The following is a 12174-nucleotide window of genomic DNA, read 5'->3' as shown; positions in this document are numbered from 1 at the left end:
AGTGGTCTTGAAAAGCCACTAAGGGATAGGTTTTACTGCCGCCGCACTCGCGGCAACGATCCCAATAATCGCTTCTTTATGCTCAGCCACTTTTTCTGCAATCGGGATCAGCGTATCTTTGGTAAACACCCCCAAATCTTTCACGCCACTCCAGACTTTGCTTAATAAAGCCTTCGACTGAGGGGCATCCGGCTTTTCTAAAGCGCTTTTGGTGGCGCCTAAGGCGACTAGCTTTTCGCCCTCTAGTTGGGCAGCATGTTTGAATAATTCATTGACTAATAATGCTAATTGCTGACGTTGGTCTTGGTTAATTTCAGCATACTGCACATGGCTGGACTGGGAAAAATGTTCGCTTTTGATGGCAAAATTAGAACCCGCACCACCCATGTTTTCAATATGATCGCCCGCATAATAGTTCGTTTCTTTGGCTGCCATCTTCGCCACCTCCTTAGTCAAATCTTCAATAGTATGAATGGATTTCAAGGCGCTAATAAAATCCGCACTGGAATGTATGGCAAATGGTTTGCCATGAAATACGACTGATAAATGGATATTCTTTTCTTGAATGCCTGACTCACTGATCACAGCCGCTTTGAAAGCAGGGTAAAAAGTCTGAAATAGTTTGACGAATACACTCGCCTTGCCGATTAAGATCATTTCCACACTCGCCTTGCGTAAATGATACTGCACAAGCGCGCTCGCTTGAGGATTGTCTACAATAAAACCATGCCGCCAAATGGCATCAACCTTATGAATCCCTGTGTCACTGCCCTTATTAAAAAGCTTATGCACCAAACGTGCATGAAAGCCCAAGGGTAAATACGGTAAATCAAAATATAAGGTCACGCGAGGCTGTCGCTTTAACAGTTCGCGCACCTGACTCGGTTCATTGGAGGCCGCCGCATCGGGGAAAAAATACTGCTCATTTGTCAATAAGCAACACAGTTCACGATCATGTAGAAAATCGCTCAAATAACCCATTTGCTCAGGCTCGACGCTATCGGCTAGTTCAGCCGCCAATACCCGCACATCAGCTAAGCCCTGTTGCTCACGTAGTTTTTTTCCATGCAATAATCGGTAAGCGTGATCCACTGCCCAAGCGGGCTTTAGGCAATATTGCAAGCCGCCTTTTTTTACCGGCACTAAAAACCCCAGTTGAATCAGTTGCCGCAAGGTCGATTCGCTTTCAGGGGTAATTTCTTCAATCAGCTTAATTACGTTGGCATCATGCAAAAAAGGCTGCTGTTCATATTGTTGATGAAGCTGTTCTTGAACACGCAAAGTCGTGGCAAAAATCGAGCGGCGACTATCCAGACTGGCTTGAATCAATTGCTCAACAAAAGCCCTAAAAGCCGTGGGCTGGGTAGCCTGTAAATCAGGCTCAAGACAGGAAAAATAGAAGAAACTGCGCTCATTCAATAAATCACCGAACTCACGCAATAAACGGGTTTCATTTTGGCGGGCATGGCAATGCTCGTATTCATTGGTGACCAAGAGCACTTGTGCATGGCGACCCGCTAAATGACGGATTTGATGCAACCATTCATCTGGCGCTTGTTCATGGCGATTATCCACCACCAGCACATACACACAGTTCTCATGCAGGAAGGCACGGTGTAAGCCATGAAAGATGGTTTGCCCACCAAAATCCCATAAATATAAATCCAGCCCGTTTGCTGCCAATTTTAAGTTAGCCAAGGTTTTGTGCAATTGAATAGGCTGGTGTTGCTGATAATCCACGCCCAAGGTGGCGGCTTGGTGCTTTTTTTCGATTGGCTTTTCGCCTTTGAGTACTTGAGCCAGCGAAGTCTTACCTGCACCTCCAGAACCCAACAATAACACCCGTACCGCTTGCACATGATTGGTGGCTTCCCCATAAAGAATCGCACGCCGCAAAGCCGCAGGGTCATTAAGAATGGACTCAGACAAACGTTTAAAATAGTTCGGGGCATGACTAGCCAAAGGTTTCCCTTGCCAAAGGGATTGCAGGTCATTGGCCAGAAAATCTAAGCCGAGTTGCTTTAAGTTGACTAATAACTGCTGTTCGTATTCGATAAAGTGCAAAGGTTTTTCTATTTCTTCAAACCATAAAGGGCGAGCAAGCCAATCCTGCAAAGTAGTTTTTCGTAGGTATTGCCAGTCAGCTCTGGCGTTGGCGACGTCGGCAGCGACTCTGGCGGCGGCGTAGGCGGCAGCAGTGGCAGCAGTGGCGGTGACGGCGGCATATGCGGCGGCAGCGGCAGTGGTTGCGGCTGTGGAGATGGCAGCGTCGGCAGTGGCGGCGGCAGCTCTGACAGCATAGGCGGCAGCTTTAACGGCGGTGGCAGTAGCGGCAGTGGTGGCAGCAGCGACAGCGTAGGCGGCGGCGACGGCGGCAGCATCAGAAGCATAAGCAGAAGGCCACTGTGCTAACAGACATAAAGGTCTTAATAGCGCATAACTCTGCTTCACGGTTTGTTCTGGCCAAATCTCGTGCAACGACATGCAACCCAACACAGGTGAAGCCCGCAAAGCACAGCGCCAAGCATACCAAACCAAAGCATCATGGCCTTTCTCATAATACAACTGCTCCAGCTCTTCCCTAGTCGGAAGTTCTACCATACCAACCCTCAGCAACTTGGGGATAAGCCTTTATTCTAGCAGCTATAAGTTTTATTGCTAAAAATACAATAACCCGCAATAAACGCAGTCCTAGCGCCCTCATTCAAGTGATACCCGCCCTATTTCAAAACCTCAGCCAGAGAAAGCCGAGCCATTGAAGAGTCTATTGAAAAAGCGAGTAATGTCACATGCTGCGTTAGAGAAATTGGGCAAAGCACCTATTTTTCGCTACATTGAGATTCTTAACTCCTTCATGTGACCTTTTTATGGCTAATCAGCACTCAAAATTCGTCCTCTGGGCACTATTCGCTCCTCTGATAACATTGGCCTTACTAGCGCTGCAATGGTTTGGCCTTGAAACTAATCACTGGTACAGCCTCGCGCTCGGCATTAGCTTGTTCGCGAGTGTATTAGCCGCCGTGCATCATGCGGAGGTTATTGCTTATGGGATTGGCGAGCCCTTCGGAACCTTAGTGCTTGCGTTGGCAGTGACGGTGATTGAAGTGTCGCTGATTGTATCCATTATGATCGCTGCCGAATCAGGTGCCGCCGTGCTGGCAAGGGATACGGTATTCGCGGCGGTTATGATTATTCTTAATCTTATCGTTGGCTTAAGTTTTTTAATGGGTGGAATACGTTTTGGCGAGCAACATTTTACTTTAACCGGCAGCTATACCGCCCTCACCACTCTGGCCGCTATTGTCGTACTTTCCTTAATTTTACCTAATTTTACTACCAGTGTTTCTGGCCCAAGCTACACCACCAGTCAACTGGTTTTTGTCGCTATCGTGTCATTAGTACTTTACCTACTATTTGTTTTTGTCCAAGCGGTAAGACACCGTGATTACTTTCTCAGTAGCCCACCCGAAGCGGAAGAGCAAACGGCCTCTATCCCCCTTACCACTTTACTGATGAGTGGTGTTTTTCTGTTACTAAGTTTAGTCGGGGTCGTCTTATCCGCCAAATTTCTCTCCCCTGAAATCAAGGCCTTCGTGAAAGTCATCGGTGCGCCCGAAGCATTAGTAGGTATCATTATTGCCGCGACTGTCTTAATGCCCGAAGGCTTTGCTGCCTTACGCGCGGCTGCCAATAATCAACTGCAAACTAGCCTGAATCTCGCTTTTGGCTCTGCACTAGCGACCATTGGCTTAACTATCCCCGCCGTAGCGATTGTCTCAATTAGTATGGACATGACGATCGTGCTTGGCCTAGATAGTAAATCCATCGTACTACTCATCCTATCTCTATTTGTGGCTTCGCTTTCGATGAACACCGGACGGGTGACGGTAATGCAAGGTGCTGTGCATCTCGTTTTGTTTCTCACTTATTTGTTTATGACGATAGTGCCTTGAATAAGGCCGACTCAGACTAAGCCGCCCTCAGCGCACAGAGGCAAAAAAAATACCAGAGCATAGGTATTTTTTGCATGTTCAAGCCTAGCACTTCCCCCTACACTGCACAGTAGTAGCAAAGCATGGAGGAGAGCTTTTAGTGCTAACTCACGCCTTGCCCATTCGTTCGCTCAGCTAGGAAAACTTATGCAACTGGCCATTCCCTTCATGCAGTTTCGCGGTGGTAGCTCGAAAGGACTGTATTTTTTAGCGGATGACTTACCGTCTGATCCGAACGAACGTGATCAAATCCTATTGGCTGCGGTGGGACGAGATGCACGTCAGATTGATGGCTTAGGGGGCGCCCATCCGCTGACCAGTAAAGTTGCCGTCGTCAGTCGTTCGAATCGTGCCGATGCCGATGTGGATTTCTTATTTGTCCAAGTAGTCGTCGGTGAGAATCGTGTGGATACCACACCCAATTGCGGCAATATCTTAGCCGGTGTTGGGCCCTTTGCCGTTGAAGCGGGCTTAGTGGCGGTACAAGGTGATACTACTGTGGTACGCGTGTATATGGTGAATAGCGAAAATCTCTGCGAACTCACGATTCAAACGCCAGATGGTAGAATCACTTATGAAGGAAATGCCACTATTGATGGTGCACCCAACAGTTCCGCGCCGATTATTTGCAATTATTTGGATGTGGCAGGCTCGATTTGTGGTGCCTTGCTCCCCACCGGCAATAGTCAAGATGTGATCGAAGGAGTAGCAGTCACCTGTATTGATAATGGTATGCCCGTGGTCCTCATTAATGCCCAAGCCCTCGGCAAAACCGGTTATGAAACCTGCGCTGAATTAACGCAGGATCAAGTGTTTCGCAGCAAGCTTGAGGCGATACGTCTACAAGCCGGTCGGTTAATGAATTTGGGGGATGTGACTAAGAAGGTGGTGCCTAAAATGACCTTGATTGCTCCACCACAGCAGGGCGGCAATATCAGCACCCGCACCTTCATTCCGCATACTTGTCATGATGCCATTGGTGTACTAGGCGCTGTGTCAGTCGCCACGGCTTGCTTAGTACCTCATTCAGTCGCACAAGACGTCGCCATCATTCCCAGCGGCAACCCTAAACACTTATCCGTGGAGCATCCCTCCGGCGAATTTTCGGTCGCCCTAGAACAAGATGCTCACGATCATGTGATTAAAGCAGGCTTATTGCGTACCGCGCGGCTACTCAGTCGCGGCGAAGTATACGTGATCGTCTAATCAAATAAATACTTGGAGGAGAAAGAAGCATGAGCAAACCGAGTTGTCTGCCACCCGACAATAATACCCGCGCTCCCTTGTATAAAGCACCACCCAAGGCGTGTGATGCGCATTGTCATGTATTTGGGCCACATGAAGTCTTTCCCTACTCAGACAAAGCGTCGTATTGGCCGCCAGATGCGGATAAACAGGCACTCAAACGTTTGCATGACAAACTAGGGATTGCACGTGCAGTGCTCGTACAAGCGAGCTGTCACGGCACGGACAATCGCGCCATGCTGGATGCGATCAAGTCCAGCAATGGTGCTTATCGTGGCGTGTGTATCGCCAATGACAGTTTCACTGAAAACGATTTCCAAGACTTGCATGATGGCGGTGTACGTGGCGTGCGTTTCAATTTCGTCAAGCATCTAGGGGGCGCACCCAATCTGGACAGCATGAAAACGGTGTTGCAACGTGTCAAACCCTTAGGCTGGCATTTAGTGATTCATGTGAATGCAGAAGATGTAATTACTTATGCGGAGTTTTTCGATGCCATCGATATGGATATCGTGGTCGATCACATGGGACGTGTACCAACCACTGAAGGTGTCGGGCAACAAGCTTATAAAATCCTATTAGAACGCATGCAGCGCGATAATTGGTGGATGAAAGTCTGTGGCTCTGAGCGTATTTCCATGGGGCCACCGTTTTATGATGCTGTGCCATTTGCACAAGGGTTTATTGAAGTGGCACCGGATCGTATTTTGTGGGGAACCGACTATCCCCATCCCAATATCAAAAAGCACATGCCGAATGATGCCGATTTATTAGATTTAGTACCGTTAATTGCGCGTGATCCTGCGATTCAGCAGAAAATTTTGGTGGATAATCCAGCGCGTTTGTATGGCTTCCCCACTTAGTTCATGCTAATCAAAACAGCAGCCTCTTAGAGACTGGAAAGCGAGATACTTTATTCGTCCTCGCCATAGGCTGCTGTACTTTTATGAATAGCTTAGCTCTGACTCACAAAAGTGAATAATGCGCTAACTCCTTGAAATTCATTACAGCAAAGCAGTAGCAGCCTTAATAATAAGAGCAAAGCGCCTCAGGTTGTCAAAGTAATGGCGGGCTTGTCTAAAATGACTGCTCCCACGCCGTCCTTGCCCAATACATCCTCTGGATTGTAAAGCGGGCATTTCGTCATACTCAAACAGCCACAGCCAATACAACCGGTTAAGTAATCACGCAAATTCTGCAAATAAGCAATGCGGGCATCCAACATAACTTGCCAATTCTGTGATAGAACTTGCCAATCTTCAATAGTCGGCGTGCGTTTATCAGGCAATGACAAAAAGGCTTGTTTAATCTCTTCCAAGCTAATGCCCACTTTTTGAGCAGCCTTAATCACCGCAATACGTCGGAGTACATCAGGTTTGTAGCGACGTTGCTTGCCCGCATTGCGCCAACTGTTAATCAAGCCTTTTTCCTCATAAAAGTGCAAAGTACTGATCTTGATGCCACAGCGCTTAGCGACTCGCCCAACACTCCAACTTGCTTCTGCCATGATGCTCTCCCTTTTTTAGCGTTTGCAAAAAAGCCTTTACCTCAACCTAGCTTGAGGTTTTATCTTGAGTAAGATCTCAAAAGCAAGGAAATAATGATGTATTTAGAGCATGTAAATTTAGTAGTCAGCAATAGCGATGTGGATGCAATGTTGAAATTCTACCGTGCAGTATTTCCACATTGGCGCATTCGTGCTGAAGGCCAAGGCGAGTGGTATGGCAAGCCACGCAAGTGGCTACACTTTGGCGATGATTATCACTACCTAGCGCTGAGTGATCATGGTGAGGGAGAAAATCGTAAACTAGAAGGCCATAGCCTAGGCTTGGCGCACTTTGCTTATGTAACACAAAACCTAGATGCACTGATTCATCGCCTCCAACAAGCAGGTTATGCTATTGCTAAAAATGGCGCAGATGAACCTTATCGTAAAAATGTGTATTTCATCGACCCAGCAGGATTTGAGGTAGAGTTTGTGGAGTATTTGAGTGATTTACCTGCTGAGCGGAATTTAAGTCTTGCGCCTTAAATAAAGCTCCGCTTTGGTGCTCTATGCGGTCTTTCCAGTATTTCAAAGCGGAAATCAAGCGTCGCTCAACTCACCATTTCTAACCATTTATTAGGCTTTAATCAACCCTGTGAGCAAAGACATATTCCATGTCCATTTCACCAAGCGTCGACAGCTGGCCTCATATTGAATCAATAAGGGATGCAAGATTGGCGGCCAGTCAGCTAAGTTACGCACAAAATTGCCTGTGCGGTTTAAGGGTTTAAATACCCGCAAAACCGGAAGGGCTTCCATTGCCTGAATATAGTCGATGGGCACCATGTCCATTTTACGGTAGGCTTGAGTGATGTAATCCAAGTATTCTTGGGTTGGTTTTAGGTTCTCAACTACTTGCGTAGCGCGGTAATAATAGAAATAGTAGCCCTGTTGCCTAGTCATAACTTTATGATGTGCCCGCAACCATGGCACACCTTCGTAATAATCCATACGGCGTGCATCGCTTTGCCGAATTAAATACAGCTTGCCATAGACCCTTTCACCCAATGCTGGCTCAGCCGAAGCAAACCCATGGTCTTGATAAAAACCACTTTGGGTAAAACGTAAGGCGCAATCCTGTAAGGCAAAATCAAGCGTTTCAAACACCGCAATCCGCCGCTGCTTGAGAACCTCCGGACTCAGATTCGCACCAAACGCAAAATAATAAATACGCTCTGTATGCCGAGGCCATAACAAGCGCAATAGGTTCACCCACTCAAAACCTAGCTTCCAGAAAAAAATACGTAACAAACCCAGTCCTTTTTAAAACTGCCCCTAAGCCCATCAACGGGTATTCTCAAGGTTTTAAACAGCCCCAGCCTGAGTCGACTATGCCACTAGCGATAAGATTTATCTGCCCTTCCAAACTGGATTACGCTTCTCCGCGAAGGCTTTAAAACCTTCCAAATTATCCTCGCTATCATAGAGCGCATCAACCGTCGCGAACTTTCGTTTGGTGATGTAATTCATCGCATTTTGGAAGCTCATTGCTTCTGCTTCACGCGCTACTTCTTTAATCGCAGCAAAGACTAAAGGTGGCCCCGAAGCCAATAAACGCGCGATTTCCCAAACACGGTTCATTAAAGCAGCTTCATCGGCTAAAATTTCATTCACTAAGCCCCAGCGCTGCGCCTCTTGCACATCCATCCAGCGACCTGTGAACAATAAATCCATCGCGACATGATAAGGAATGCGCTTAGGGAGCTTCACAGTCGCTGCATCCGCCAAAGTACCTGCACGAATTTCAGGCAAAGCAAAGCTACTATGCGCCGTGGCGTAAATTAAATCGGCAGACAAAGCCAACTCAAAGCCACCGCCCACCGCCATACCATTCACGGCTGCAATCACGGGCTTATTCAAATCACGTAACTCTTGCAAACCCGCAAAACCACCAACCCCATAATCACCATCCACCGCATCCCCATTCGCGGCAGCCTTCAAATCCCAACCTGCTGAGAAGAATTTCTCGCCTGCAGTACGCACAATCGCGACACGCAAGTCTGGATCATCCCGAAAAGCTTTGAAGGTTTGCCCCATCAAACGGCTGGTCGCTAAATCAATCGTATTGGCTTTTGGGCGATCTAAAGTGACCTCTAAAATCGCGCCTTCACGCCGCGTTTTCACCACAGATTCAGTCATGGTTCTGCTCCTCGCTTAAAGCCATACTCAATAAAGCATCCACGGCATACGCGCCTTGCCCCGACGCACAAACCATTAAAGGATTGATATCCAATTCGTGAATGGCAGCGGCATTGTTTAAAACAAAGGCTTGAATGGACATAATCGCCGCTAGCGCTGCGTCTAGATCAGCAGGCGGTTTACCGCGATAAGCTTGCAATAAAGGCGCAGCTTTTAAGCTGAATAATGCTTGCTTAATCTCGCTTTCAGAACTCGGCAATAATAAGGTTTGGCTATCGCGAAATAATTCCACCCAAATCCCACCCAAGCCGAGTGTCATGACTAAGCCGAGGCGTGGATCGCGATGAAAGCCTACTAATAATTCAGCCACACCTGCCTTAATCATTTGCTCCAGATATAAACCTGAACCTAAATCCTTTATATCAGCAAAGGCTTGGCTCAAGGCTGCCGCATTCTGCAAATTTAAGCACACTGCTTGTTGCTCAGTTTTATGCGCAATCCCTAAGGCTTTCAACACCAGCGGATAATTTAATTGCTCAGCCACCGCGAGTGCTTCCTCTAAACTTTGCACGGTTTGCCCACGCGGTATAGACACGCCAGCTTGTGCCAAGAAAGCTTTCGCGGTGGCTTCATCTAAGGTTTGCGCTGACAAGAAGGTTTGCGCTGACAAGGTCGAAACCGCTGGATGTATTAAAGGCTGAGCTTCCGCTTGCTGCCAATAAGCCCCGATCTCCGCAGCAATCTCTGCTGCTATTATGGCTTCATCAAAACCACTTAAAGCGGCAATCCCTTGAAAAGCTAAGCGCTCGACGTACACCTCTGGCAGATTCTCCGGCAGGCTAGCCACCAGTGCGGCTTTTTGTCCCGTGGTTTGTACCGCAGCTTCGAGGGCACGCAATGCGATTAACCAGTCATCGTGCTGACAACGCTCAGGATGAGGAAAATCCAAAATCAATAGGCTCAAACCAAAGCCGATTTTTAATAAATGGGTAAAAGCTGCAGTCATCGCTGGCTCATCGCCCCAGACATAGGTTTGATAATCCAGCGGATTATTCACCGTCACTGTCGGCCCCAATACGGCTTCAATCGGTGCTTTTTGCTCAGGGGTTAGCGTTGGGAAATAAACTTTACGATTTACAGCAGCATCGGCTATTAAACTCGCTTCACCACCGGAACAACTGAGTGAAGAAAGACTATAAGTGCTCAAACTAGCATGTACATGCAACAGCTTAAGAGTTTCTAAAAAAGCTGCAATTGAGTCGACTTGCCCAAAACCTAAGCGCTTTAAAAAGGCAGTTGATGCAGCTTGAGAACCTGCTAAAGAAGCGGTATGGGTTAAGGCCGCTTGCTGGGCTTGGCTCGTTTTGCCGACTTTGAGAACCACCACGGGTTTATGTAGAAAACGTGCTTTGCGCGCTAAAGCTTCAAATCCGGCAATCGAATCAAAACCTTCAATGTGTAAACCCAAAGCCGTGACACGCGGATCATCTAATACCGCCAAAGCGAGATCAGATAAGCCGATTTGCATCTGATTACCCGCTGTCAAAACATAAGCGACGGGTAAGCCGCGTTGCTGCATGGTGAGATTAATCGCCAAATTCGAGGATTGTGCTAATAATGCCACGCCGGTTTGCTGTGCTGCTAAGCGCTTTCCACCGTGTTGATCCGGCCACAGTGCTACACCGTCGATATAATTAATCAAACCATAGCAATTAGGGCCAAGCACCGGAATCGTAGCAACAGCTTGTAACTCAGCTTCTAAGCGTTCACCTTCCGCATCCGCTTCGCGGAAACCAGAGGCATAACAAATCGCCCCACCCGCATCTTTGGCCGCAAGCGCTGCAATAATCTGCGCCGTAAGTTGGCGATTCACACCCACAAAACAAGCATCAGGGGCAGTTGGTAAATCAGCGATACTGCGATAAACGCTTAAACCCGCCATTTCGGTACGGGTGGGATGAATCGGCCATAATTGACCCTCATAGCCCATGCGCTGGCATTGCAGTAAGACATTCAACGCCGAATTACCACCAACCACAGCTATCGAGCGTGGACGTAATAGGCGCTTTAAATCAAAGGGGCGCTGCATTTAGCACCCCAGAGGGCGCAGCAGATGGCGCGAAATAATATGGCGTTGAATCTCGGAAGTACCATCCCAAATACGCTCCACCCGTGCATCCCGCCAAAAACGTTCTAGGGGCAAATCGCTCATCAAACCCATACCACCAAAGATTTGCAAAGCTTGATCCGTCACCCGCGCGAGCATTTCGGTCGCATATAATTTTGCGCTAGCAATTTCCCGATCCGCATCCAAGCCTTGATCCATTTTCCAAGCCGCCGCAAGGGTTAAATAATCGGCGGCATCAATCTCGGTAATCATATCGGCAAGCTTAAAAGACACGCCTTGGAAACGACCAATCGCTTGCCCAAATTGCTTGCGTTCGGCTGCATAAGGTAGCGCTAATTCAAAGACGCGCCGTGCGCGCCCGACACAAAAGGCTGCAACGGTTAAGCGTGTGCCATAGAGCCATTTATTGGCCATATCGAAACCTTGGTGTACTTCGCCTAAGATTTGTGCAGCAGGAACGCGGCAATTATCGAAATTCAAAATGCAATTGTGATAACCGCGATGACTGACAGATTGATAACCTTTGCGGATTTCAAAGCCTGCGGTATCACGATCAACCAGAAAGCAAGTAATGAGCTTTTTCTTGCCCTGCGCGGTTTGCTCTTCGCCGGTCGCGACAAACACAATCACAAAATCAGCAATATCGGCATGGCTAATGAAATGCTTCGAGCCATTGATGATCCAATCGCCGCCATCCTGTTTGGCATAGCATTTCATACCACGCACATCCGAACCCGCATCTGGTTCAGTCATGGCTAAAGCATCAAAGCGTTCGCCACGCACCGCCGGTAATAAATAACGTTCGCGCTGCTCGCCTTCACAAGCTAATAAAATTCCTGAAGGTCGACCAAAGAACACTGACAAAGCCATTGAAGGACGGCCTAATTCACGCTCCAAGAGCGTAAAATCTAAATGATTTAAACCACCGCCGCCCACTGCTTCGGGCATATTCGCGGCATAAAAACCCAAGTCGCGGCATTTATCGCGGATTTCTAAACCTAATTCCAAAGGCACTTGCCCCGTGCGTTCGATTTCAGCTTCGTGGGGATACATTTCGTTTTCCACGAAGCTGCGCACCGTATCGACAATCAGTTGTTGCTCAGTGCTTAATCCAAACTCCATTG

10 protein-coding genes are annotated in these 12174 nt (G+C 47.9%); 4 read left to right on the top strand and 6 right to left on the bottom strand.

From position 1 onward, the window contains the following. Positions 1–18 precede the first annotated feature (18 nt). Positions 19–2601, bottom strand: coding sequence for an ADP-ribosylation factor-like protein (locus A3IE_RS0102360; RefSeq protein ID WP_020393977.1), 2583 nt, complete (start codon positions 2599–2601; stop codon positions 19–21). A gap of 266 nt (positions 2602–2867) precedes the next feature. Here A3IE_RS0102360 and A3IE_RS0102355 point away from each other — a divergent pair, with 266 nt between their 5' ends. The 3 genes from A3IE_RS0102355 (at position 2868) to A3IE_RS0102345 (ending at position 6100) form a co-directional block, all read left to right on the top strand. After that, positions 2868–3953 carry a calcium:cation antiporter gene (locus A3IE_RS0102355; RefSeq protein WP_020393976.1) on the top strand — a complete coding sequence of 362 codons (1086 nt, stop codon included), beginning with the start codon at positions 2868–2870 and terminating at the stop codon, positions 3951–3953. A 186-nt stretch (positions 3954–4139) separates the two neighbouring features. Further along, positions 4140–5198, top strand: a complete 1059-nt coding sequence (locus A3IE_RS0102350; protein WP_020393975.1) for a 4-oxalomesaconate tautomerase — start codon at positions 4140–4142, stop codon at positions 5196–5198. A gap of 29 nt (positions 5199–5227) precedes the next feature. Beyond that, the gene (locus A3IE_RS0102345; protein ID WP_020393974.1) at positions 5228–6100 is read left to right on the top strand and encodes an amidohydrolase family protein; all 873 of its coding nucleotides are present in this window, start codon (positions 5228–5230) and stop codon (positions 6098–6100) included. 185 nt (positions 6101–6285) lie between these two features. Here the strand turns inward: A3IE_RS0102345 and soxR are convergent, their stop codons facing one another. Beyond that, positions 6286–6744, bottom strand: a complete 459-nt coding sequence (gene soxR / locus A3IE_RS0102340; RefSeq protein ID WP_020393973.1) for a redox-sensitive transcriptional activator SoxR — start codon at positions 6742–6744, stop codon at positions 6286–6288. 93 nt (positions 6745–6837) lie between these two features. On the opposite strand from soxR, the gene A3IE_RS0102335 reads away from it, so the two are divergent. Beyond that, on the top strand, positions 6838–7269 hold the full coding sequence (locus tag A3IE_RS0102335; protein ID WP_033406209.1) for a VOC family protein: 432 nt from the start codon (positions 6838–6840) through the stop codon (positions 7267–7269). 90 nt (positions 7270–7359) lie between these two features. Here the strand turns inward: A3IE_RS0102335 and A3IE_RS0102330 are convergent, their stop codons facing one another. From A3IE_RS0102330 to A3IE_RS0102315, 4 genes are all read right to left on the bottom strand, one after another. Further along, the gene (locus A3IE_RS0102330) at positions 7360–8034 is read right to left on the bottom strand and encodes a gamma-glutamylcyclotransferase family protein (RefSeq protein ID WP_020393971.1); all 675 of its coding nucleotides are present in this window, start codon (positions 8032–8034) and stop codon (positions 7360–7362) included. Positions 8035–8133: 99 nt separating this feature from the next. Beyond that, positions 8134–8922 carry a carnitinyl-CoA dehydratase gene (locus tag A3IE_RS0102325; protein WP_020393970.1) on the bottom strand — a complete coding sequence of 263 codons (789 nt, stop codon included), beginning with the start codon at positions 8920–8922 and terminating at the stop codon, positions 8134–8136. Then, complete coding sequence (locus tag A3IE_RS0102320) at positions 8915–11011, bottom strand: acetate--CoA ligase family protein (RefSeq protein WP_020393969.1); 2097 nt, start codon at positions 11009–11011, stop codon at positions 8915–8917. The genes A3IE_RS0102325 and A3IE_RS0102320 overlap by 8 nt, the downstream gene beginning before the upstream one ends. After that, positions 11012–12172, bottom strand: a complete 1161-nt coding sequence (locus tag A3IE_RS0102315; RefSeq protein WP_020393968.1) for an acyl-CoA dehydrogenase family protein — start codon at positions 12170–12172, stop codon at positions 11012–11014. Positions 12173–12174 lie beyond the last annotated feature (2 nt).

This window comes from Thiolinea disciformis DSM 14473 (genome assembly GCF_000371925.1).
Taxonomy (GTDB): domain Bacteria; phylum Pseudomonadota; class Gammaproteobacteria; order Thiotrichales; family Thiotrichaceae; genus Thiolinea; species Thiolinea disciformis.
The sequence above is the reverse complement of the archived record's forward strand: the minus strand, read 5'-3'. Positions and strand labels throughout refer to the sequence as shown.